Source organism: Gordonia liuliyuniae (assembly GCF_021739025.1).
Lineage (GTDB): Bacteria > Actinomycetota > Actinomycetes > Mycobacteriales > Mycobacteriaceae > Gordonia > Gordonia liuliyuniae.
In genome coordinates this window covers 1-24,187 of the sequence record NZ_JAKKOT010000006.1, presented here as the reverse complement: position 1 = coordinate 24,187, position 24,187 = coordinate 1, and the positions used below count along the sequence as shown (strand labels likewise).

General features: G+C 67.9%; 21 protein-coding genes. 18 read left to right on the top strand and 3 right to left on the bottom strand.

The genetic code is table 11. From position 1 onward, the window contains the following. Window positions 1-10: 10 nt before the first annotated feature. Window positions 11-973: an esterase/lipase family protein gene (locus tag L5G28_RS13340; RefSeq protein ID WP_372477226.1), complete on the top strand. Its 963-nt coding sequence runs from the start codon at window positions 11-13 to the stop codon at window positions 971-973. 91 nt (window positions 974-1,064) lie between these two features. On the opposite strand, the gene L5G28_RS13335 is transcribed toward L5G28_RS13340, so the two are convergent. Further along, a complete protein-coding gene (locus L5G28_RS13335; RefSeq protein ID WP_237001964.1) occupies window positions 1,065-1,367 on the bottom strand; it encodes a hypothetical protein in 303 nt (100 codons plus the stop codon). An 18-nt stretch (window positions 1,368-1,385) separates the two neighbouring features. Continuing rightward, window positions 1,386-1,787, bottom strand: coding sequence for a DUF1844 domain-containing protein (locus L5G28_RS13330; protein WP_237001963.1), 402 nt, complete (start codon window positions 1,785-1,787; stop codon window positions 1,386-1,388). Window positions 1,788-2,028: 241 nt separating this feature from the next. On the opposite strand from L5G28_RS13330, the gene infC reads away from it, so the two are divergent. From infC to L5G28_RS13310, 4 genes are all read left to right on the top strand, one after another. After that, window positions 2,029-2,595, top strand: a complete 567-nt coding sequence (infC, locus tag L5G28_RS13325; RefSeq protein WP_236998742.1) for a translation initiation factor IF-3 — start codon at window positions 2,029-2,031, stop codon at window positions 2,593-2,595. Between the two features lie 88 nt (window positions 2,596-2,683). Further along, complete coding sequence (gene rpmI, locus L5G28_RS13320; protein ID WP_009678672.1) at window positions 2,684-2,878, top strand: 50S ribosomal protein L35; 195 nt, start codon at window positions 2,684-2,686, stop codon at window positions 2,876-2,878. Between the two features lie 36 nt (window positions 2,879-2,914). Continuing rightward, window positions 2,915-3,295 (top strand): 50S ribosomal protein L20, encoded by a 381-nt coding sequence (gene rplT / locus L5G28_RS13315; protein ID WP_236998402.1) that lies wholly within the window; start codon window positions 2,915-2,917, stop codon window positions 3,293-3,295. A gap of 50 nt (window positions 3,296-3,345) precedes the next feature. Beyond that, window positions 3,346-4,173, top strand: a complete 828-nt coding sequence (locus tag L5G28_RS13310; RefSeq protein ID WP_237001962.1) for a TrmH family RNA methyltransferase — start codon at window positions 3,346-3,348, stop codon at window positions 4,171-4,173. Window positions 4,174-4,240: 67 nt separating this feature from the next. Here the strand turns inward: L5G28_RS13310 and L5G28_RS13305 are convergent, their stop codons facing one another. Further along, window positions 4,241-6,580, bottom strand: a complete 2,340-nt coding sequence (locus L5G28_RS13305) for an RCC1 domain-containing protein (protein WP_237001961.1) — start codon at window positions 6,578-6,580, stop codon at window positions 4,241-4,243. Between the two features lie 237 nt (window positions 6,581-6,817). On the opposite strand from L5G28_RS13305, the gene pheS reads away from it, so the two are divergent. The 13 genes from pheS to tyrS all read left to right on the top strand — a co-directional run bounded on the left by pheS (window position 6,818) and on the right by tyrS (window position 23,704). Beyond that, window positions 6,818-7,906, top strand: coding sequence for a phenylalanine--tRNA ligase subunit alpha (pheS, locus tag L5G28_RS13300; RefSeq protein WP_237001960.1), 1,089 nt, complete (start codon window positions 6,818-6,820; stop codon window positions 7,904-7,906). Between the two features lie 92 nt (window positions 7,907-7,998). After that, window positions 7,999-10,479, top strand: coding sequence for a phenylalanine--tRNA ligase subunit beta (gene pheT / locus L5G28_RS13295; protein ID WP_237001959.1), 2,481 nt, complete (start codon window positions 7,999-8,001; stop codon window positions 10,477-10,479). Next, entirely contained in the window at window positions 10,476-11,618 is a 1,143-nt protein-coding gene (locus L5G28_RS13290) for a metallophosphoesterase (protein ID WP_237001958.1), read from the top strand. The genes pheT and L5G28_RS13290 overlap by 4 nt, the downstream gene beginning before the upstream one ends. Before the next feature lie 95 nt (window positions 11,619-11,713). Beyond that, on the top strand, window positions 11,714-12,751 hold the full coding sequence (gene argC, locus L5G28_RS13285; protein ID WP_237001957.1) for an N-acetyl-gamma-glutamyl-phosphate reductase: 1,038 nt from the start codon (window positions 11,714-11,716) through the stop codon (window positions 12,749-12,751). Window positions 12,752-12,816: 65 nt separating this feature from the next. After that, window positions 12,817-14,004, top strand: coding sequence for a bifunctional glutamate N-acetyltransferase/amino-acid acetyltransferase ArgJ (argJ, locus tag L5G28_RS13280; protein WP_237002243.1), 1,188 nt, complete (start codon window positions 12,817-12,819; stop codon window positions 14,002-14,004). Continuing rightward, window positions 14,001-14,900 (top strand): acetylglutamate kinase, encoded by a 900-nt coding sequence (gene argB, locus L5G28_RS13275; RefSeq protein ID WP_237001956.1) that lies wholly within the window; start codon window positions 14,001-14,003, stop codon window positions 14,898-14,900. The genes argJ and argB overlap by 4 nt, the downstream gene beginning before the upstream one ends. Next, entirely contained in the window at window positions 14,897-16,084 is a 1,188-nt protein-coding gene (locus tag L5G28_RS13270) for an acetylornithine transaminase (protein ID WP_237001955.1), read from the top strand. Before argB ends, L5G28_RS13270 begins: the two co-directional genes overlap by 4 nt. A gap of 1 nt (window position 16,085) precedes the next feature. Further along, on the top strand, window positions 16,086-17,009 hold the full coding sequence (argF, locus tag L5G28_RS13265) for an ornithine carbamoyltransferase (RefSeq protein ID WP_237001954.1): 924 nt from the start codon (window positions 16,086-16,088) through the stop codon (window positions 17,007-17,009). Next, window positions 17,006-17,503: an arginine repressor gene (locus L5G28_RS13260; protein WP_236998392.1), complete on the top strand. Its 498-nt coding sequence runs from the start codon at window positions 17,006-17,008 to the stop codon at window positions 17,501-17,503. The genes argF and L5G28_RS13260 overlap by 4 nt, the downstream gene beginning before the upstream one ends. Window positions 17,504-17,637: 134 nt before the next feature. Next, window positions 17,638-19,080, top strand: coding sequence for an argininosuccinate lyase (gene argH, locus L5G28_RS13255; protein ID WP_236998391.1), 1,443 nt, complete (start codon window positions 17,638-17,640; stop codon window positions 19,078-19,080). A 105-nt stretch (window positions 19,081-19,185) separates the two neighbouring features. Then, a complete protein-coding gene (locus L5G28_RS13250) occupies window positions 19,186-22,176 on the top strand; it encodes an AMP-binding protein (protein ID WP_236998390.1) in 2,991 nt (996 codons plus the stop codon). Window positions 22,177-22,204: 28 nt separating this feature from the next. Further along, the gene (locus L5G28_RS13245) at window positions 22,205-22,426 is read left to right on the top strand and encodes a Trm112 family protein (protein WP_237001953.1); all 222 of its coding nucleotides are present in this window, start codon (window positions 22,205-22,207) and stop codon (window positions 22,424-22,426) included. 6 nt (window positions 22,427-22,432) lie between these two features. Then, window positions 22,433-23,704: a tyrosine--tRNA ligase gene (gene tyrS / locus L5G28_RS13240; RefSeq protein WP_237001952.1), complete on the top strand. Its 1,272-nt coding sequence runs from the start codon at window positions 22,433-22,435 to the stop codon at window positions 23,702-23,704. Window positions 23,705-24,187 lie beyond the last annotated feature (483 nt).

The following is a 24,187-nucleotide window of genomic DNA, read 5'->3' as shown; positions in this document are numbered from 1 at the left end:
GCGTGACGTCATGGGTCGTTCGCTGGTCTCCGGGATCGTCGTCGTGGTCGCCGCGCTGTGTTGGACGGGAGTCGGTCTGACCGGGATGGTGGCCTCGCCCGCGCATGCTGCGCCGATCACCTACAGCTTCCTGGACGGGATCCGCGCCGAACTCGCGAACCCCGGCGGTTCGCTGCCGGGGACCAACGATTTCGGTTGCCGACCGACAGCGAAGCATCCCCGCTCGGTGATGCTCGTACACGGGACCGGTGGGGGACGTCAGACGAACTGGGCGACGCTTGCCGCGGTTCTCGTCGGCGACGGCTACTGTGTGTTCGCGCCGACGTACGGGGCGCTCAGCGCGCGCTGGCCGGCGTCGGCGATCGGTGGGCTCGGCCCGAAGGTCGACAGTTCGTGGCAGATCAAGTCGTTCGCCGACCGTGTCCTGGCAGCGACCGGCTCGGACGAACTCGACGTGGTCGGGCACTCGCAGGGGACGGAGCACCCCACCTACTGGATGAAGTACCTCGGCGGGGCCGGGCACGTGAACGCGTACATCTCTCTCGCGCCGTACTGGAGGCAGGGGCCCGACCAGGACGACGAACTCGGCGACGCGGTCGGCCGGATCCGAAAGCTGTTGGGCGTCAAGGAAGAACCCAGACCCGACTGCCGAGACTGCACGGCGCCGCCAGCCGATCTCAACTTCAATCGTGCGGTCCGGCTCCCGACGCCGTATCTGCCCGGGGTGCGCTACACGAACATCGTCACCAGCCACGACACGATCGTCACGCCGTACAGTGTGGGGCTCCTCGATGGTCCGGCGGGCACGGACGTCCGGAACATCACGGTGCAGGACGGGTGCGGGAAGGACCATTCCGACCACATGTCGATCGTCGCGAACCGGCGGAGTGCGGCTCTTGTGTTGAACGCCCTCGACCCGGCGCATCCGAGGCCGGTTCCGTGCATCGCCGTCCCGCCGGTCACCGGAGCGTGAAGCCGGCCGGTGCCGGACGCGGTGCGACCGGCAGGGGTGAGGCTGCCTGGGGTGAGGCTGCCTGGGGGGTGAGGCTGCCTGGGGGGTGAGGCTACAGCCCCATCGACTTGCGGATCTCGTCGAGTTTGCGCTTCGCGGCGTCGTCACGTGCGGCCATCGCCTCGTCGATCGCGGCGGCCTCCTGGCCGGACTCGGCGAGGAACTGACCGCCGTCCGCGGTGGCGGTGCGATGCTCGATCTTGTCGCGGACGAAGTCGAACGTCGGGACGCCGGAGTCGGTGTACCCGGTAACCTCCTCGGCCGACGGTGCGTGCACGGTCGGCGTGAAGTCGGGGGAGGAGACGGCCTCGACGATCTCGGCGTCGATGTATTCGGGCTCGCCTGGAGTGGTCATGTCCCCAGGCTAGCCGGATCAGCCCTTGACCGGACCGGTGTACTTCTCGCCGGGTCCCTCGCCGGGCTCGTCCGGGTACGCGGACGCCTCGCGGAACGCCGACTGCAGCGCCTTGAGTCCGTCCATGATCGGCTTTCGGTGCAGGCCGAGGTCGGGTGACGCGGCGGTCACCAGACCGGCGAGCGCGGTGACGAGCGCGCGGGCTTCGGGAAGATCCTGGTGCTCGGCTTCACCGCCCGCTTCGGGGCCGATCTTCTCGGCGGCAGCGCTCATCAGCATGATCGCCGCGCGAGTGGTCACCTCGACGGCGGGAATCGTCGCGAGTTCGCGGACGTTGTCATCAGCAGCCCCACCCGGCGCGACATGCGCATGCGTGTCGTCGGAGGAGGGGTCGCCGGTCGAATAGGAGTTAGCGCTCACGCCTGTTAGACTTTCACAGCATGACCGCTCCGGTTGACGCCGGGGTAGCAAGAGGAACTCGAGTCCCACCGTACGACGCAGGCCGACACGCCCGCTGTTGTCCGGTTCCGGTCACACCGTCGCGAGACGACGGAGCGTCACCTGCGATCGATCGCAGAGGTGAAGCTCTGCGCACGACGGTGTTTATTCGGTCTCGATCTCCTCGAGCTGCCAGTTCTCCTGGCCGGCCACGTGAGTAACCATTTATCGAGGAGGCCCCATCAGCACTGAAACCCGCATCAATGAGCGCATCCGCGTTCCCGAGGTCCGTCTGGTCGGACCCGGGGGAGAGCAGGTGGGCATCGTGCGTGTTGAAGATGCGCTCCGCCTGGCTTACGACGCCGACTTGGATCTGGTCGAGGTCGCGCCTGACGCGCGCCCGCCCGTGTGCAAGATCATGGACTACGGCAAGTTCAAGTACGAGGCGGCGCAGAAGAAGCGCGAATCCCGCCGCAACCAGCAGATGACCGTCATCAAGGAGCAGAAGCTCCGCCCGAAGATCGACGACCACGACTACGAGACCAAGAAGGGTCACGTCGTCCGGTTCCTCGAAGCGGGTTCCAAGGTGAAGGTGACCATTATGTTCCGTGGCCGCGAGCAGTCGCGTCCCGAACTCGGTTTCCGTCTGCTGCAGCGGTTGGGCAACGACGTCGCGGAATACGGCTTCGTCGAGACATCGGCGAAGCAGGACGGCCGCAACATGACGATGGTCCTGGCCCCGCACAAGGGCGCGAAGACGCGGGCCAAGGCCCAGCAGTCATCCGAATAGGTCCATAAGAAGAACTCCGTACCTAAGTGGATTCGAGCAGCACCGGTGATCCGGTGCGGCTGGAGTTCGCCTGATTTAAGGAAAACCCATGCCGAAGAGCAAGACCCACAAGGGCACCGCGAAGCGTTTCAAGGTGACCGGCAGCGGCAAGATCGTTCGTCAGAAGGCAGGCAAGCGCCACCTCCTCGAGCACAAGTCGTCGCGCGTCACCCGCCGTCTCGACGGCACCACCGTGGTGAGCGAAAACGACGCCCCGCGCATCAAGCGACTGCTCAACCGCTGATCTTCCCCTGAGACGACGTAAAAGGATTACAGACTAATGGCACGTGTGAAAAGGGCGGTCAACGCCCAGAAGAAGCGCCGCGCAACTCTCGAGGCATCGAAGGGCTACCGCGGACAGCGGTCGCGCCTGTACCGCAAGGCGAAGGAGCAGCAGCTCCACTCGATGACGTACGCGTACCGTGACCGTCGTCAGCGCAAGGGCGACTTCCGCAAGCTGTGGATCACCCGCATCAACGCTGCGGCCCGCGCGAACGACATCACGTACAACCGCCTCATCCAGGGCTTGAAGCTCGCAGGCGTCGAGGTCGACCGCAAGGTCCTGTCCGACATCGCGATCACCGACCCGGCGGCCTTCACCGGTCTCGTCGAGGTCGCTCGCGCGGCACTGCCTGCCGACGTCAACGCTCCGGTGGCCTGACCAGTTGAGCGCACTCGAGCTATGAGCTCGCCTGCCGAGCGGAGCGAGACATGATCGAGAAGCGACCCGCGACGAACGTTCTCACCGAACGTTCGTCGCGGGTCGTCTCGTTGACGAAGCTTCACCGGGCGTCGGTGCGGCGCGCCGAGGGCCGGTTCCTCGTCGAAGGATTCAACTCGGTGGACGCGGCACTCGCCACGGGGCGCGCGGGCGCGCTGCTCGTCCGCGAGACCGACGTCGACCGGCACGAGACACTGGTGCAGCGAGCCGTCGACGCGGGCCTGCCGGTCCATCTGCTCAACGACCGTGCGGCATCGAAACTGTCGGAGGCGACGACGTCGCCTGGCGTGTTCGCGGTCTGTGATCTCGTGACGTCCACGCTCGAGGCCGTACTCGATCGGCGACCCGCGTTGCTGGTCGTGGCCGTCGAACCGAGGGAGCCCGGCAACGTCGGGACGTTGACGAGGTGTGCCGACGCGATGGGCGCCGATGCGGTGATCCTGCTCGGGGACGCCGTCGACCCGCACAACGCGAAGAGCGTCCGCGCCTCGGCAGGCAGCGTCTTCCACATTCCGGTGGTGCGGGACGCCGACGTCGTCGGCGCACTCGCCCGCATCCGTGCCGCGGGCGCGGCCCTCATCGCGACGACGATGGACGGCGAACTGTCGCTCGACGACGCCGACGAGACGCTGCGCGCGGCGCACGCCTGGCTGTTCGGCAACGAGGCGCACGGTCTGCCCGCGCAGATCCTCGCCGAAGCCGATCACCGGTTGTCGATCCCGATTCACGGTCGCGCCGAGAGTCTCAACCTGGCGGCCGCGAGCGCGATCTGCCTCTACGCGAGCGCTCGCGTGCAGAACCGCGGTCGGCCCGCATAGCGGCGGTTCCGGTCAGCTGCCGACCGGTCAGACGGGAGCGTGGAGATCGTCGGGGCGCGCGAACCGGTCAGAAGTTGATCTTGACCGGGGTCGTCGAGCCGGTCGAGTCCCCCGACGAACTGACTTGCTTACTGGAGTTGGTACCCCAGCAGTAGACTTCATTCGCGTCGGTGCTCGCGCAGGTCGTGCTGCCACCGGTCTTCACGACGTCGATGTCACGCAGGCTCGAGACTTTCGTCGGCTTGTCGACCGATGTGGTGGTGCCGTTGCCGACCTGGCCCTTGGTGTTGTTGCCCCAGCAGTACACGTCGCCTGCCTCCTCGACCACGCACGCGGTGTCGACGTCGGCCGAGATCTGCTTCGGGTCGGTGAGACCGGTGACTTCGGCGGGTGCCGAGCGGTCGGTCGAATCGGTCCCGAGTCCATTGCCCCAGCAGTACACCTTGCCGTCCGCGATCGCGCAGGTCTCGATGTGGAGCCGTTTGTCACTGTCCCGGCTCATGCCGACGGAGACGTCGTCCACGTCCTTGAGTAGATTCACCTTGACCGGTGAATTTCGCTGTGAGGTTGACCCGTCACCGAGTTGTCCGTCCTGATTGCTGCCCCAGCAGTACAGGTCGGATTCCCCGTCGATCGCGCACACCGTGCCCGAGCCCATCGACACCGACTTCACGTCGGAGATCCCGGAGACCTTCGTCGGGGAGAGAACTCGTTCGGTGGTGCCGCCGTTGCCGATCTGACCGGTGGTCCCGTAGCCCCAGCAGTACAGGTCGCCGTCGGATACGGCACAGGTCGCCGCGTAGCTGGTCGCGATCGCGGTGACATTCGTCAGGTTCGACACCTTCAACGGTGTCGTCTGCGTCTCCTGCGAGTCGGATCCGTTCCCGACCTGGCCCGATCCTGCAGCGCCCCAGCAGTAGGCTTCGCCGGACGCGATGGCACAGGTCGTCGCCTTGATCTGATCTTCCGCGTCGAGGAATCCACCGACGGCGACAGCGGTCACGTCGGTGAGCCCGTTCACCTTGGCGGGAGTCGCCCGGTCGGTCGTGGTGCCGTCCCCGAGCTGTCCGTCGTCGTTGCCGCCCCAGCAGTACAGTTCGCTGTCGCGGATCGAGCAGGCGACGCCGAACGACACCTCGAGGGTCTCGGTCGCGATCGTCTGATCGGCCCCGTCGTTGGACGACGGCCACCACAGCGGCGATGTGCCCGCGACCGCGATAATCGCTACGGCGACAACGGCGAGGGCGATGAACAGGGGGCGTCGGTTCTTCTTCGGCGGTTGCGGCGGCATTCCGCCCGGGCCGGTGTTCCACGGTCCCGACGGCGGGATGCCGGGGCCGCTCGGGCCGAAGCCGGGCTGTTGCGGATTCGAGGTGTACCCGGGCTGATTGTTCGCGCCGGGGTACGGGGTCATGCCCGGGACCGGGGCGAAACCCGGGTTCGACGGCCCGGAACCGGGATTCGGCGGCGGCGGTCCGGGCACCGGCCCCGGCATCGGTGTGGGCGTCGGCGTATGGGGACGCTGCGGCGTCGGTGCGATCGAGGTGGCCGTGCCCGCCGCGGTCTGTGTGAACGCGCGGCGGAGCTCGGCCGCGAACTCGCGGCAGTCCTTGAAACGCGCGGTCGGATCCTTCGACATGGCGCGCGCGAGGACCGGGCCGAGCGACGCGAGGTCGGGACGAGCCTGCCCCAGCGGCGGCGGCGGTTTCTGCACGTGGGCCATCATCAACGCGGTCGCGGTGTCGGCCTCGAAGGGCGCATGTCCGGTCAGGACCTGGTAGGTGGTGCACGCGAGTGCGTACTGATCGGACTTCGCGGAGGCCGGCTGCCCGGAGATGATCTCCGGTGCGGTGTAGGCCATGGTGCCGACCACCGAATTCATCGCGGTCAGGTGCGGGGAGTCGGCGAGCTTCGCGATGCCGAAGTCGAGGATCACCGCGCGGGCGAGACCGCCGTCGCTGTCGCGTGTGATGACGATGTTGGCCGGTTTGATGTCGCGGTGGACGACTGTCCGTGCGTGAGCGTAGTCGAGGGCGCTCGCGACCTGAGTGACGGCCTCGACCGTCTCTGCCGGTGTGAGGCGCGTCGACGCCATGTCCGGGCCGTCGAGGTAGCTCATCGTGAACCAGGGGAGTCCGGCCGCCTGGTCCGATCCCTCCTGATCTGCGACCCCGTAGCTGTGGACCGTGATGATGCTCGGATGGTCGAGGGATGCGGCCGTGCGGGCCTCGTTGGCGAACCGCTGCTGGAAGTCCGAGTTGGAAGCCCCGGCGACCGAGATGACCTTCATCGCCTCTTTGCGGTGCAGTTGCGGATTCTCGACGACGTACACGTCGCCCATGCCGCCCGACCCGAGCAGGGAGACCACGCGGTATCCAGCGATGACTGTTCCGGGTTGTGCTGACACGGGTTCCTCCATGGGCGAAGTTCGTTGTCGGCGACTGCGGGGCGGCGTCGTCGGCGGTGGCGGTGCGACCAACAGAAATGTATCCTGCCGCACACCAAAATGTCGGTATCGCGTTAGGTTCCGCGAATGACGCGTGTCGGCGGCGAGTCCCCATCCGGGCTGGCCTCTGAGCCTTGGGCCAGGTCGATTACGCTGTGAGTGTCCTTTTCCGTCGCAGGTGCAGGAGATGCGAGCCAGGTGGCCGACGCGCAGAACCCCAAAGAAGTCCCCGACTCGGGCAACGAGTTCCCGACCGACGAGCAGCTCGAAGCCGCCGTCGTCGCCGCGGTCACCGCGTTCGACGCCGCGTCCGACCTCGACGATCTCGCGCAGGCGAAGATCGCGCACGTCGGCGACCGTTCGCCGATCGCCCTCGCGAGACGTGCCCTCGGGTCTATCCCGAAGGACCAGCGGTCATCCGCAGGCAAGCTCGTCAACCAGGTGCGCGGTCGCGTCGCGGCGGCGCTCGACGAGCGGACCGCAGTCCTGACCGCCGAACGCGATGCCGCGGTCCTCGTCGCCGAATCCATCGACGTGACGTTGCCTGCCGGCCGGCGGCCACCGGGCGCGCGCCACCCGATCACGGTCATCGCCGAGCAGGTCGCCGACGTCTTCGTCGCGATGGGCTGGGAGATCGCCGAGGGCCCCGAAGTAGAGACCGAGCACCACAACTTCGACGCGCTGAACTTCCTTCCCGACCACCCGGCGCGATCGATGCAGGACACGTTCTACGTCGCGGCCGAAGACGGGTCGGACGCCGACTCCCGGCTCGTCCTGCGCACCCACACATCGCCGGTGCAGGTGCGGTCGATGCTCAGCCGCGACGTCCCGATCTACGTCGCGTGTCCTGGCCGTACCTTCCGCACCGACGAGCTCGATGCGACCCACACGCCGGTCTTCCACCAGATCGAAGGGCTCGCTGTCGACAAGGGCCTGACGATGGCGAACCTGCGCGGCACTCTTGAAGCCTTCGCCAAGGCGCTGTTCGGTCCGGAGACCACAACCCGGATGCGGGCGTCGTACTTTCCGTTCACCGAGCCGTCCGCCGAAGTGGACGTCTGGTTCCCGGGCAAGAAGGGCGGCGCAGGCTGGGTCGAGTGGGGCGGGTGCGGCATGGTCAACCCGAACGTGCTTCGCGCCAACGGGATCGACCCCGACGTCTACACCGGGTTCGCGTTCGGCATGGGCCTGGAACGGACTCTGCAGTTCCGCAACGACCTGCCGGACATGCGCGACATGGTGGAGGGCGACGTCCGCTTCACCGCTCCGTTCGGTCCGGCGTTCTAGACGCCGCCGTCTCGACCGCCTCCAGCCACATCGACGTCCGCGAGCGGAATGACTCGCGACCCGAGTTCCACACGAAAGAAGTTGGTTACCCCGTGCGACTCCCACAGTCCTGGTTGACCGAAGTACTGCGCAAGGGCACGCCCGACTGGGCCGCGTCCACCGATGAGATCGACGCGGGGTTCGTCCGCGTCGGTTTCGAGATCGAAGACGTCGAACCGTTCCCCGAGATCACCGGCCCGCTCGTCGTCGGTCGCGTCGCCGGAATCGAGGAGCTCACCGAGTTCAAGAAGCCCATCCGCTTCTGCCAGGTGGAGGTCGGTGAAGACGGCCCCCGCGACATCGTGTGCGGAGCCCGGAACTTCACCATCGGCGACCTCGTCGTCGTCGCGTTGCCCGGCACGGTGCTGCCGGGACCGTTCGAGATCGCCACCCGCCAGACGTACGGCAAGACGTCCGACGGCATGATCTGCTCGGTCACCGAACTCGGCGTCGGCAACGACCACTCGGGCATCCTGGTGCTGGCCCCGGGCACCGCCGAGCCGGGCGCCGACGCCCGCGACGTACTCGGACTCGACGACACCGCGATCGACATCAACGTGACGCCGGACCGTGGCTACGCGTTCTCGATGCGCGGTCTCGGCCGCGAACTCGCGAGCGCGTTCGCCGTGCCCTATGTCGACGCCGGGCTGCCCGGCGCCCCACTGCCTGCCGACGACGCTCGCGAGCCGTGGCCGGTCTCGATCGACGCCGACAGCGCCGCCACCCGCTACACCGCCCGGGTGATCGCCGGTGTCGACCCCACCGCGCAGTCGCCGTGGTGGATGGCCAAACGCCTCATGGTGGCAGGCATCCGCCCGATCTCAGCGATCGTCGATGCCACCAACTACGTGATGATCGAGCTCGGGCAGCCGCTGCACGCGTTCGACGCCGACAAGGTGCAGGGCACGATCACGGTGCGGTCGGCGCGGGCGGGGGAGACCCTGGAGACGCTCGACGGGGTCACCCGCACACTCGACCCGGAGGACGTCGTGATCGCCGACGAGTCCGGTCCCATCGCGCTCGCCGGGGTCATGGGCGGCGCGGCGACCGAAGTCGGCGACGAGACCGTGAACGTGCTGCTCGAATCGGCGAACTTCGACCAGGTTCGCGTGTTCCGCACGGGCAAGCGGCACAAGCTCAGCTCGGAGGCGCAGAAGCGATTCGAGCGCCGCGTCGATCCGGAGCTGACAGCGGTCGCATCCGACCGAGGCACGTCCCTCATCGTCGAACTGGCAGGCGGACGTGTCGCGGGCGAACTGTCGGACGTGCACACCGACACCGAGCCCGTTGCGCCGATCGCGATCTCTCCGGGACTCGCGGATGCGACGGCGGGCGTCGAGTATCCGACGGGAACGACTGCCGCGCGACTGTGCGAGGTGGGCTGCACGGTCGACGAGACGGACGATCTGCTGACGGTGAGCCCGCCGTCGTGGCGTCCCGACCTCCGCCAAGGCGCCGACCTCGTCGAAGAGGTCCTCCGTCTGGAAGGACTCGAGGACATCCCCGCCGTCGTGCCCAGCGCGCCCGGCGGCCGCGGTCTGACCGCAGGCCAGCGGCGTCGCCGCGCAATCGGGCACGCGCTTGCCGCGGACGGCTTCATCGAGGTGTTGCCGTACCCGTTCATGCCTGCGGGCGTCTTCGACACGTGGGGGCTGGCCGACGACGATCCGCGCCGGTCCACACTCTCGGTTCTCAATCCGCTCGAGGCCGATCGCCCCGAACTCAACACCACGCTGCTCCCCGGACTGCTCGAGATGGCCAGTCGCAACATCGCACGTGGACGTCGCGACCTGGCGTTGTACGCGGTCGGACAGGTGGTGCTCGGTGGCGCCCAAGGGCCGGTCGTCGGCGCTCTCGACGTCACGCGACGGCCGTCGGACGACGAACTGGCAGCCCTGGACGCGTCGTTGCCACGTCAGCCGCTGTACGCCGCCGCTGTGCTCACCGGGTTGCGCGACCCGGCTGGACCGTGGGGTGCAGGCCGCGCCGCCGACGCCTACGACGCATTCGAGGCGGCCCGCGTGATCGCCGCGACGTCGGGGGTCGAGTTGACGCTCGTCGCGGCCGACACCCTGCCGTGGCATCCGGGCCGCTGCGCGCGCCTGGAAGTCGACGGGGTCACCGTCGGGCACGCGGGCGAGTTGCATCCCGCCGTGCTCGAACGCGCCGGGCTGCCCGCACGTCTGTGCGCCGTGGAGATCGACGTCGATGCGCTGCCCCTCGTCGAGAATCTGCCGTCGCCGACGGTGTCGCCGTTCCCGGCTGTCCTGCAGGACGTGAACGTCGTCGTCGCCGCGGACGTCCCCGCACAGCAGGTGCAGGACGCGTTGCGCGACGGTGCGGGCGAGCTCCTCGAATCGATCTCGCTCTTCGACGTGTTCACCGGTGAGCAGGTCGGTGAGGGCAACAAGTCGTTGACGTTCGCGCTCACGTTCCGCGCGGACGATCGCACACTGACCGAGGATGACGCGAGTGCGGCGAAACTGGCCGCGGTCGAACGGGCGGCAGCCGCGGTGGGTGCCCGACTCCGGTGATCCGTCTGCTCGTCGCGGCGGCCGCCGCGCTGCTCGTCACGTTCTGGCTTCACCGTCGGTTGGTGCGCGCGACGGGGCTGCGCGGACGCTGGGCGACGGCCGCCGACACCGTCCTGATCGTGTTCGCCGTTGCGACCACGATCTCGTTCGCCGTCGGCGACCTGTTCGACCCGTCGTGGTCGCGGCCGATCGGCTTCGTCGGTTTCACCTGGGCGGCCGTCGTCTTCTACCTACTCCTGGGCACGGTGCTCGTGGCGCTCGCGTCGGCGGTGGTCCGGCTGGCGCGACTGGTTCTGCGGCGGCGCGCAGCCGGCCTGCCCCGCCGGGTGATCGCCTGCGCGAGCGCCGTCGTCGTCGTGGCGGCCCTCGCAATCACCGGTTACGGGCTCACCGAGGCCGCATCGCCGCGGATCGTCGACGAGGACGCCCACATCGCCGGACTGCCTGCGTCGTTCGACGGCGTCCGGATCGCGTTCGTCACGGACGTCCACGTCGGCCCCGCGCGCGGCGAGGGATTCGTCCGCAAGGTGGTCGACGACGTGATGGCCGAGCGCCCGGATCTGATCGTTCTCGGGGGAGATCTGACCGACGGGACCGTGGCGAAGGTCGGCTCGGCCCTGGAGCCGCTGCGGGACCTGCACGCGCCGCTCGGCGTGTTCGGGGTCAGCGGCAACCATGAGTACTACGTCGACGACGGTGGTGCATGGCTCGACCAGTGGGAGACGCTCGGCGTCCGGACTTTCCGCAACGAACGTGTCGAACTCCGTCGCGGCGACGGGGTCGTCGACCTCGCGGGTGTCTACGACGCGACCGCACCCGCCCCGTACGAACCCGACTACGCGGCGGCGCTCGGCGGACGCGACCCGTCGCATCCGGTCATCCTGCTCGCGCATCAGCCGATCCAAGCCGAGGACGCGGCCGAGTACGGGGCCGACCTACAACTCTCCGGCCACACGCACGACGGCCAGATGTGGCCGCTGACGTACCTGGTCGGATTCGAACAGCCGGTCACCGCGGGCTGGGGCGAGGTCGACGGGATCCCCGTCTACGTCACACGTGGAACCGGTGCGTGGGGCCCGCCGGTCCGTGTGCTCGCGCCGCCGGAGATCACCCTGATCACCCTGCGTCCCGCCGCCTGACTCGTTCCCTCGCCGGTCCAGCCGTCCGGTCCCGCTGATCGAGTAAGCGGCGCCCCTCACTGAATTACTTTGCGCTGTCATGCATAATGATTGACATGACTATCAAGGTTGCGGTCGCGGGCGCGAGCGGATACGCGGGCGGAGAGATCCTTCGGCTCCTGTGCGGTCACCCCCGCCTGGCCACGGGAGAGCTGGAGATCGGTGCATTGACGGCGGGCGGGAACGCAGGCACCCGACTCGGCGATCATCACAAGAATCTGATCCCGTTGAGCGCCCGTGTTCTGCAGGAGACCACGGCGGAGGTCCTGGCCGGACACGACGTCGTGTTCCTCGGTCTGCCGCACGGTCAGTCCGCGGTCATCGCCGACGCGTTGCCGCCGTCGACGATCATCATCGACTGCGGAGCCGACTTCCGGCTCGGCGACTCGGCCGAGTGGACGCACTACTACGGTGGCGACCACGCGGGGACGTGGCCGTACGGCATGCCCGAACTGCCGGGCAATCGCGAGGCCTTGTCTTCGACGACCCGGGTCGCGGTGCCGGGTTGCTACCCGACGGTCTCAATCCTGTCGCTGCTTCCCGCGCTCGCGTCCGGTCTGGTCGACTCCCGGGTCAACGTGGTCGCGATGTCGGGTGCGTCCGGCGCGGGCCGCTCGCCCAAGGTGAATCTCCTCGCCGCCGAAGTCATCGGCTCGGTGCGGGCCTACGGGGTCGGCGGCGCTCACCGGCACACCCCGGAGATCACGCAGGCCCTGTCGGACGCGGCCAACACCCCCGTCGACGTCTCCTTCACACCGGTCCTCGTCCCGACGACGCGCGGCATTCTCGCCACCTGCACTGCGCGGACCACCGCGACCGAGCAGCAGTTACGCGACGCGTACGAGAAGGCGTACGCCGACGAACCGTTCGTGCACGTCCTGCCGGCCGGACAGTTCCCGGAGACGGGTTCGATCATCGGGTCGAACGCCGTCCTCATCGGCATCGCAGTGGACGAGCGGACCGGGACGTTCACCGCGGTCGGCGTCGTCGACAACCTGACCAAGGGAACCGGCGGCGCAGCCGTGCAATCGATGAATCTCGCCGTCGGCTTCACCGAGACCGAAGGCCTGACCGTGGTGGGAGTAGCACCGTGACCGCAGGACAGCCGCAGACTCCGTTGGAGCCCGTTGAGTTCACCGACCCGACGTCGGGTGGCCGGATGGTCCGCCGCCAAGGCGTCACCGCGCCCCTCGGTTTCCGGGCCGCAGGACTGGCCGCGGGCATCAAGGTCAGCGGTAGGACAGACCTCGCGCTCGTGTTCAACGAGGGACCCGAGTACGACGCCGCAGGCGTGTTCACCACCAATCAGGTCAAGGCCGCCCCCGTCCTCTGGTCGCAGCAGGTCCTTACCGCGGGGCGGCTCCGTTCGGTCATCCTCAACTCGGGCGGCGCCAACGCGTGCACCGGCCCGGGCGGCTTCCAGGACGCGCACGCGACCGCCGAGGCGGTCGCGCAAGCGCTGTCCAACTGGGGCACCGAGACCGGGGCGGGCGAGGTCGCCGTCTGTTCGACGGGCCTGATCGGCGACCGGTTGCCGATGGACAAGGTCCTCGCCGGAGTCACCGAGATCGTCCACGAGATGGGCGGTGGGATCGAAGGCGGCACCGACGCGGCCTACGCGATCATGACAACCGACACGATCCCGAAGCAGGTGGCCCTGCACCATCCGGGAGGCTGGAACGTCGGCGGTATGGCGAAGGGTGCGGGCATGATGGCGCCGTCGCTCGCGACGATGCTCATCGTGCTGACCACCGACGCGAAGGTGACGTCCGCCCAACTCGACACGGCGCTGCGCAACGCGACGGCGCGCACCTTCGACCGTCTCGACATCGACGGCTCCATGTCGACCAACGACACCGTGCTGCTGCTGTCGTCGGGAGCCAGTGCCATCGAAGTGGCACAGGACGAACTCGACGCCGCCGTGTTCGCGGTCTGCGACGACCTCGCGGCGCAGATGCAGAACGACGCCGAAGGCGTCACCAAGCGCGTCGACATCACGGTGACCGGCGCGAGGACTGACGACGACGCGCTCGTCGTCGCCCGCTCCGTGGCCCGCGACTCGCTCGTCAAGACCGCTCTATTCGGCTCGGACCCCAACTGGGGCCGGGTGCTGGCCGCGATCGGGGTGACCCCGGTGATCATCGACCCGGACTCGATCGCGGTGTCGTTCAACGGGTTCACCGTCTGCGAAGCGGGCACCGGTGTGCCGGGAGCCCGTGAGGTCGACCTGAGCGGCGATCGCATCCACGTGGTCGCCGACCTGCACCTCGGCGACGGTGAAGCGACCGTCCGGACGACGGACCTCTCGCACGCGTACGTCGAAGAGAACTCGGCGTACTCGTCATGAGCGTCGTCGACGGAACCCCGTTGGAGAAGGCCGCCGTCCTCGCCGAATCGCTGCCTGCTCTGCAGGCGCTGCACGGCAAACGCGTCGTGATCAAGTACGGCGGCAACGCGATGGTCGACGACGCGCTCAAGAAGGCGTTCGCCGCGGACATGGTGCTGTTGCGGGCGTGCGGCAGCCACCCGATCGTCGTGCACGGCGGTGGACCGCAGATCTCGACGATGCTGAAGCGACTAGGCCTGGAAGGCGAGTTCCGCGGCGGATTCCGCGTCACCACCCCCGAGGTGATGGATGTCGCGCGGATGGTGCTGTTCGGTCAGGTCGGGCGCGAACTGGTCGGCCTCATCAACCGGCACGGCCCGTACGCTGTCGGTATCACCGGGGAGGACGCACACCTGTTCACCGCGACCCGGCGCACTGTGCTGGTCGACGCCGCACCGACCGATATCGGGCTCGTCGGTGACATCACCGCCGTCAACACCTCAGCGGTCGACGATCTGATCCGGGCGGGCCGGATCCCGGTGATCTCGACGATCGCGCCGGACGCCGACGGCGTCGTCCACAACATCAACGCCGACACCGCGGCCGGAGCCATCGCAGGCGCACTGGCCGCCGAGCACCTGGTGATGCTGACCGACGTCGAAGGCCTCTACACCGACTGGCCCGACCGCTCGTCGCTCGTCTCGAGCATCACCGCGAGTGAGGTGGCACAGCTGCTGCCGAGTCTCGACGCCGGCATGGTCCCGAAGATGGAAGCGTGTCTGCGCGCCGTCGAAGCAGGCATCGGCGCAGCCCACGTCATCGACGGCCGCGAGCCGCACGGAGTCATCGCCGCCCTGTTGACCGCATCGACGGCGGGCACCACGGTGATCGCAGACGAGAAAGGAACCCGGGAATGACCGCACCCTTGCAGCAGCGGTGGTCCGCGTCGCTGATGAACAATTACGGAACGCCGCCGATCGCACTGGTGCGCGGTGACGGAGCCGTCGTCTACGACGCCGACGGCAAGGCGTACCTCGATCTCCTCGGCGGGATCGCGGTCAATGCGCTCGGGCACGCGAACCCGGAGATCGTCGACGCCGTCACCCGCCAGCTGTCGACGCTCGGCCACGTGTCCAACCTGTACGTGTCGCCGCCCGTCGTCGAACTCGCGGAGCGGCTCCTCGCCGCGTTCGGCCACGACGGCAGAGTGTTCTTGTGTAACTCGGGCACCGAAGCCAACGAGGCGGCGTTCAAGATCGCTCGCCGCACCGGCCGACCGCAGATCATCGCGGCCGAGGGCGGCTTCCACGGCCGGACGATGGGGGCGCTCGCGATGACCGGACAGCCCGGTAAACGGGAACCGTTCGAGCCGATGCCCCCGGGCGTCGACTTCGTGCCGTACGGCGACGTCGCAGCGCTCGAAGCCGCAGTCTCCGAGCAGACGGCCGCCGTCGTCCTCGAGCCGATCCAAGGTGAGAACGGAGTGGTCGTGCCCCCGCCCGGCTACCTCGCGGCGGCCCGGGAGATCACCTCACGGCACGGAGCTCTCCTCGTGCTCGACGAGGTGCAGACCGGTGTGGCGCGGACCGGCACGATGTTCGCGCATCAGCGGGCGGGCGTCGTGCCCGACGTGATGACACTCGCCAAGGGGCTCGGTGGCGGCATGCCGATCGGCGCGGTCGTGGCGACCGGTCCGGCCGCCGACCTGCTGGGCCCCGGCCACCACGGAACCACGTTCGGCGGCAACCCGGCGTGCGCCGCCGCGGCCCTCGCGGTGCTCGACCACATCGACACGAATGATCTGTGTGCGCGTGTCGACGCGCTCGGCAAGTCGTTGATCGCCGACATCGAAGGCCTCGGCCACCCCCTGATCGCCGGGGTACGTGGCGACGGTCTGCTGCTGGGCGTCGTCCTCACCGCGCCGGCCGCGAAGGACGTCGACGCGGCCGCACGGGACGCGGGCTACCTGATCAACGCGCCCGCTCCCGACGTCCTCCGGCTCGCACCGCCGCTGATCCTGTCTGACGATCAGGCCGCGGCATTCGTCGCCGACCTGCCTGCGATCCTCGACGCCGCGCACGCGGCGCATGCGAAAGGCTGACATGACCCGCCACTTCCTCCGCGACGACGATCTCTCGCCTGCCGAACAGACCGCTGTCCTCGCGCTCGCCGCACAGATGAAAGCCGACCCGTTGGCGGCCAAGCCGCTCGCCGGGCCGAAGGCCGTCGGCGTCATCTTCGACAAGAACTCGACGCGTACGCGGTTCTCGTTCGAGGTCGGCATCGCCCAACTCGGCGGCCACGCCGTCGTCGTCGATGGCACGACGACGCAGATGGGGCGCGACGAGTCGCTCGCCGACACCGGGCGAGTACTGTCTCGGTTCGTCGACGCCATCGTGTGGCGCACGTTCGGACAGGACCGCCTCGACGATCTCGCGGCGTACTCGACGGCGCCGGTCGTCAACGCGCTCAGCGACTCGTTCCATCCATGCCAGGTACTCGCGGACCTGCAGACGATCATCGAGCACAAGGGCCGCGCGGCCGGGCTGACGATCACCTACCTCGGCGACGCCGCGAACAACATGGCGAACTCGTTGATGCTGGGTTGCGCCGTCGCCGGGATGCACGTGCGCGTGAGCGGGCCGGAGGGCTTCCGCCCCGACGCCGACATCGTCGCGCAGGCGCAGCAGCAGGCCGAGGCCACCGGCGGCAGCGTGCGCGTGATCGACGACCCGACCGAAGCCGCGGGCGGCGCTGACGTGCTCGTGACTGACACCTGGGTGTCGATGGGCCAGGAGGACGACGGTCTCGACAGGGTCGGCCCGTTCCGTCCGTACCAGATCAACTCCGACCTGCTCGGGCATGCGGCGGACGGCGCGATCGTCCTGCACTGCCTGCCGGCACACCGCGGTGAGGAGATCACCGACGAGGTGATCGACGGACCGGCGAGTGTCGTCTTCGACGAGGCCGAGAACCGGTTGCACGCGCAGAAGGCGCTCCTGACGTGGCTGCTGGAGAACCAGTGACCGACGCGGAGTCGTCCCGCCTCGCCGCGACCCGCGCGGGTAGGCACGCGAGGATCGTCGAGATCCTCGCGGCCGATCATGTGCGCAGCCAGTCCGACCTGCAGCAGCGGTTGGCCGACATCGGTGTGGAGGCCACCCAGGCCACTCTGTCGCGCGACCTCGACGAACTCGGCGCGGTGAAGCTGCGCGCCGCAGACGGGGGCGCGGGCGTCTACGTGGTGCCCGAGGACGGCACCCCCGTCCGGGGCGTGTCCGGTGGAACGGGACGCGTGTCCCGCCTACTCGCGGACCTGCTCGTGTCGACGGACTCGTCGGGTGACATCGCCGTCCTGCGAACCCCGCCCGGGGCCGCGGCCTACCTGGCGAGCGCACTCGACCGTGCCCGTCTGCCCGGCGTGGTCGGCACCATCGCGGGGGACGACACGGTCTTCGTCCTCGCCCGCCGCCCGCTCTCGGGCGCCGACCTCTCCCAACAGATCGAAGAGCTGGTGTGAGCGGCTCCCCACCGAGCAGCCTCCGCCGCGGATCGATGGGCAGCCGTGCCCTGCCCGACACACGCCTACGTCCGCCGGCTGGACCGGCACAATGAAACCCGACGACCATCCGTCCGCAAGGAGAACCTGAGCTCATGGCAGACAGCAACGACGCAACCGCCCGCAAAGACGGCACCAATGAGGGCGCTCTGTGGGGAGGCCGGTTCGCGGACGGTCCCGCTGCGGCGATGGCGGCGCTGAGCAAGTCGACGCACTTCGACTGGGCGCTGGCACCGTACGACGTCGCCGCATCGAAGGCGCACGCACGTGTGTTGAATCGGGCGGGTCTCCTGACGGACGACGACCTGGTCGCCATGCACGCCGGCCTGGATCGGCTCGCCTCGGACGTCGCGGACGGCACATTCGTCGCGGCCGAATCGGATGAAGACGTCCACGGGGCTCTCGAGCGAGGACTGATCGAGCGGGTGGGCGCCGAGCTGGGCGGACGACTGCGCGCGGGTCGGTCCCGCAACGACCAGGTCGCGACCCTGTTCCGGATGTGGTTGCGAGACGGGATGCGACGGGTGGGCTCGGGTCTGCTCGACGTCGCCGAAGCGCTCGTCACGCAGGCCGCAGCCAACCCCGGGGTCGCCATGCCGGGTAAGACGCACTTGCAGGCGGCGCAGCCGGTGCTCCTCGGACACACGCTGCTCGCCCACGCGCAGCCGCTGCTGCGGGACGTCTCGCGACTGGTGGACGCCGACCGACGGGTCGCCGTCTCGCCGTACGGTGCGGGTGCGCTGGCCGGCTCCTCGCTCGGGCTCGACCCGGTCGCGATCGCCGAGGACCTCGGGTTCGCCGGGGCCGCCGACAACTCCATCGACGCGACAGCCTCACGTGACTTCGCGGCCGAGGCCGCGTTCGTCTTCGCGATGGCGGCCGTCGACCTGTCGAGGCTCGGTGAAGACGTGATCCTGTGGAGCACACCGGAGTTCGGCTATGTCACTCTCGCCGACGCGTGGTCGACGGGCAGTTCGATCATGCCGCAGAAGAAGAATCCGGATGTGGCCGAACTCGCTCGCGGAAAGTCCGGACGACTGATCGGCAACCTGACGGGTCTGCTCGCGACGCTCAAGGCGCAGCCGCTGGCGTACAACCGTGACCTGCAGGAAGATAAAGAGCCGGTGTTCGACTCCGTCGCACAGCTCGAACTCCTCCTGCCCGCGGTGACGGGTCTCGTCGCCACGCTCACCTTCCATCCGGACCGTATGGCCGAGCTGGCGCCCGCCGGGTTCACGCTCGCGACCGATATTGCTGAATGGCTTGTCCGGCAAGGAATTCCGTTCCGCGTCGCGCATGAGGTGGCGGGTGCGTGTGTGCGGGAGGCCGAGTCGCGCGGTGTCGGACTGAACGACCTCGACGACGACGTGCTCGCCGGAATCCATCCGGCGCTGACGCCCGAGGTGGCCGAAGTCCTCACCGTGACCGGGTCGATCGAATCACGAAACGCGCACGGCGGCACCGCGTCGACCCAGGTCGAACGGCAGATCTCCGTCGCGACCGCGACGATCGCCGAGTTGCGCGCCGCGCTGATCTGAACGAGCCGTCTCCTACGGTGAAACCGGGCGATACAGGTAAGGTGATCCGCGTCGCGGAACCGGTTCCACGGTGACGACTGCCGCGGCGGGGAGAAAGGGACTGCTGTGGTCGGACTGCCGAACATAAGCACCGCTGTGAGTCGCATCGTCGCGACGACGCAGAACGGGCTGGAAGTGATTCGGATGGGCGGTCTCGAGACTGGCACCGAACCCGCGCCCTTCACGATCGTCGAGACCGAGAAGATGTTCCGGTTGCGTCGGTACTTTCCAGACGATCCCGGCGACAACGCGCCCCACATCATTCTGATCCCTCCGATGATGGTGTCGGCCAATGTCTACGACGTGACCGAGCAGAATGGCGCCGTCTCGGTCCTGCACCGGTACGGCATCATCCCGTGGGTGGTCGACTTCGGGTCGCCCGACCACGAAGTGGGCGGCATGGAGCGGACTCTCACCGACCACGTCGTGGCCATCAGCCGTGTCGTCGACCTCGTGCGGCGCGTCGTCGGACACGACGTCCACCTCGCCGGCTACTCCCAGGGCGGCATGTTCGCCTACCAGACGGCGGCGTATCGACGGGCCGAGGGCCTGGCGAGCATCATCACCTACGGCAGCCCGGTCGACATCACCGCGGCGATGCCGTTGGGCATACCGGCGAATCTCGTCGTCCCGGGCGTCGAGTTCCTGGGTGACCGGTTCTTCTCCAACGTCTGGGTCCCGAGTTGGTTGGCGCGTACCGGCTTCCAGCTCGCCGACCCGGTGAAGACGGCGAGGAGTCGGATCGACTTCCTTCGTCGGCTCCACGATCGCGACGCATTGCTGCCCCGTGAAGACCAGCGTCGATTCATCGAACAGGAGGGTTGGGTTGCGTGGTCCGGCCCCGCCGTCGCCGAACTCCTCCGACAATTCGTCGTGCACAACCGGATGGTGTCCGGCGGATTCGTCATCGACGGTGAAGTCGTGTCGATGACCGACATCACGTGCCCGGTGCTCGCGTTCGTCGGCGAAACCGACGACATCGGCCAGCCGGTCGCCGTTCGGGGGATCCAACGTGCTGCGCCGGATGCCGACGTCTACGAGACTCCGGTCCCGGCAGGCCATTTCGGTCTCGTCGTCGGCTCGACGGCCGGGCGGCTGTCGTGGCCCACGACGGCCGAGTGGATCCTGTGGCGAGACGGGCGCGGCCCGAAACCGCAGACCACCGCGCCGATGGACGCGTCGGCGGCGACCGGGTCGGGCATCAGTTGGGCGAACCGCCTGACCTACGGGGTCGGCCAGGTGGCTGGTGCGGGCACCGCAGTGTCGAAGGAACTGATCGACGCGGTCTCGTCCATCCAGCGCACGGCTACCGCCGTCGCGAGCGAATCGGTGCGAACCGTGCCGCGCCTGCTGCGGCTCGGCCAGATCCAGCCGTCGACGCGGATCTCTCTCGGCAAGCTGATGAGCGAGAACGAACGTCGCACCCCGCACAACGAACTGTTCTTGTTCGAGAACCGTGTCCTCACACATGAGCAGGTCAACACTCGTATCGACTACGTGGTGGCCGGACTGATCTCGTGTGGAATCCGCCCAGGCGAACACATCGGCGTCCTCATGCACACCCGGCCGTCTGCGCTGGTCGTTGTCGCGGCGCTGTCCCGGTTGGGCGCGGTCGCCGTCATCCTCGCATCCGGTGACGACCTGCCCGAGATGTTGAAACTCTCGGACACGCATTCGATCATCACCGACCCGACACACCTCGACGTCGCCTCGGCGGCCAGTGATCGGGTGCTGGTGCTCGGTGGCGGTAGCCCAGACGCTCGCGTCATCGAACGCGCGGACGGCGAGCGCGTCGTCGACATGGAGCAGATCGACCCGGAGAGCGTGCGGATGCCGGTCTGGTATCGGCGCGATCCCGGCCTCGCAGGCGATCTCGCGTTCATTCTCTTCACGAAGACACAGGGCCGCATCGCCAAGTGGGCGATCACCAATCACCGTTTCGCGATGTCGGCGTTCGGCGCCGCTGCGGCCGCGGGCCTGTCGAACCGAGACACCGTGTACTGCCTGCCGCCGCTGCACCACGCATCCGGTCTGCTGACCACGTTGGGTGCGACGGTGGTCGGCCGATCACGAATCGCGCTCTCCAACGGCATCGACCCGGAGACGTTCGCCTTCGAGGTCCGCCACTACGGCGTCACCGTCGTCTCCTACACCTGGTCGATGCTCGCCGACATCCTCCGCGGCGAGACGTTCGATCCCGCGCAGCTCAGCACCGTCCGGTTGTTCATGGGATCGGGTCTGTCGACGGGCCTGTGGACCGAGATCGACGACGTGTTGCCGAAGGCCCGGATCCTCGAATTCTTTGCGACGGCGGACGGCTCGACGATTCTGGCGAACGTCGACGGTACGAAGGTCGGTTCGATGGGACGGGCTCTGCCCGAGACGAACTCGGTCCGGATCGCAGCCTACGACCCGGAGACCGAGCAATTGCTGGTGGACGGCGACACCGGCTTCATCCGTGAGGCGGACGTCGGCGAGGTCGGGATGCTCGTCGCACACGCGGCGCAGCGATTCGGATCCAATGGGCTCGTCCTGCGCGACGTGTTCCGTCCGCATGATCGGTGGGAGGTCGCAGGGAGCCTCTTCCGCGCCGACGCGGACGGCGACCTGTGGTTCGTGGGTTCGTCGCAGAACGTGATCCGCACGGCGCACGGGATCGCCTACCCTGTCCCGATCCAGCAGGCGCTGTCGCAGGTCGCGGCCGTCGACCAGGTCGCCGTCTACGGGGTGGGGGAGCCGGGGACCCAGGTGGCTGTCGCCGTGATCAGTCTCCGCGCGGGCTCGTCGTCGGTGACCCCGACGGCACTGCGCGTCGGACTCGGGGAACTGTCGTCGGATGAACGCCCCGACCTGATCTGGGTCGTCGACGAGATGCCGCGCTCGGAGTCGTTCCGCGTGATCACCAGTGGGTTCGTCGCCGCGGGCATACCGAAGCCGGGCGCGCGCGTCTGGTACCGCGACGGCGAAGGGCGCTACCGCCGGTACACGGCCAAGGCGGCGAAGTCGGTCGACTGGTCGTCTCGCACGCCACACGCCGCCGCCCAGGCTCCCGAGTGACGCGGCGCCCCGAGTAATCTCGAGACCCATGAGCACACGCGCCCAACGTCTCGACCCGGTCGTCCGCGACCGGCTCGTCTGCCCGCAAGACCTCGGTGAACTGATCGACGCCGGTGACGAGCTCTACAACCCACGGTTGCGGATCGCGTACGCGATCGACGAATTGGGGATCCCCGACATGCTCATCGACGATGCGCGGAGCGTCTCCGATGACGAACACCGCGCCTTCACCGCAGCGGCGGGGGAGTGAGCACGCGTGAGTGACCACATCCTCGATGACCTGGCGTGGCGGGGACTCATCGCGCAGACGACCGACATCGACGCTCTCCGTTCCGCGCTCGACGACGGCTCGATCAGCTTGTACGCCGGCTTCGACCCGACGGCGTCGAGCCTGCACGCAGGCCACCTGGTGCCACTGCTCACCCTGCGACGGTTCCAATTGGCAGGCCATCGCCCGATCGTCCTGTCCGGCGGAGCGACCGGTCTGATCGGGGATCCGCGCGATGTCGGCGAGCGGATGATGAACTCCGCCGACACAGTGGCCGGCTGGGCGGGTCGTATCGTCGGCCAACTCGAACGATTCGTCGACATCGATGACTCACCGACCGGAGCCGTCCTGGTCAACAACATGGACTGGACGGGCCCGATGAGCACCATCGAGTTCTTGCGTGACGTCGGAAAGCACTTCTCGGTCAACGTCATGCTCGCGAGAGAGACGGTCAAACGCCGCCTCGAGTCCGACGGCATCAGTTACACCGAGTTCAGCTACCTACTGCTCCAGTCGAACGACTACCTCCAGCTGTACCGCAGGCACGGAGCGGTACTGCAGATCGGCGGATCGGACCAGTGGGGCAACATCGTCGGCGGTGCCGATCTCATCCGGAAGGTCGACGGCGGGTCGGCGCACGCACTGACGGTCCCGCTCGTCACATCGGCCGACGGCAAGAAGTTCGGCAAGTCGACCGGTGGGGGCAGCGTATGGCTCGACCCCGAGCTGACCAGTTCCTACGCGTGGTACCAGTACTTCGTGAACACGGCCGACGCGGATGTCGTCAACTACCTGAAGTGGTTCACGTTCCTCTCGCGTGCGGAGATCGTCGAACTCGAACAGCTCACCGCGGAGAAACCTCATCTGCGTCTCGCGCAGAAGCGTCTCGCCGCGGAACTGACGACCCTTATCCACGGCGCGGACCTGACCGCGGCCGCCGAGCAGGCCAGCCAGGCGCTCTTCGGTCGGGGCGAGCTTGACGGCATCGACGAAGGCACCCTGTCGGCCGCGCTGGCGGAGACCGGAATCGCCGAGTTCGACGCAGGCGCGGCGCCGACTGTCGTGGAACTCCTCGTCGCGGCGGGTCTGGCCACGGGGAACAAAGCCGCGCGACGCGCCGTCGACGAAGGTGGGGCGTACGTGAACAACGTCAAGATCACCGATGCAGACTGGGCGCCGGCCACCGGCGACCTCCTGCACGGGCGGTGGCTGGTTCTGCGTCGCGGCAAGAAGACCTTCGCGGGCGCCCGAATAGGCTGACGACCAGGTGATTTGTCTTCGGCGGTGCCGGTCGGGTAACTTTCTTCGAGTCCGAGCGGCACCGCCGCAACGACACCGACCGTCCCCCGCCGGACAGCGAGTTGAAAGACTCGACGCCGGTGAGGTACAGTAGGAAGCCGCTTCGGCACAAACCTTCTTTCGTATCCGATCTACGGACCAGAAATTCGGTATTGCCAAGCGGTCCTCGGCCTGGTAGGTTGGGGGAGTTGGCCTCTTGCAGGTCAGTGCAACAATATGTGTTCGCTGGAGTTCGGCCTGATTGTGTTGGGTTGGTGCTGGTGGGTGTGTGTTCTTTGAGAACTCGATAGTGTGTGATGGATTTTTCTTGTGCCACATTTTTGTATTTTTTGTGGCAGGGATGAATTTTTGACGGACATTTTTGTTTGTTAGTTTTTTGTTTTTGTCAGTTTTTTTGGATTGGTCAGGTTTTGCTTTCTGGCTTGTGTTGAAATTGCTGGCCCT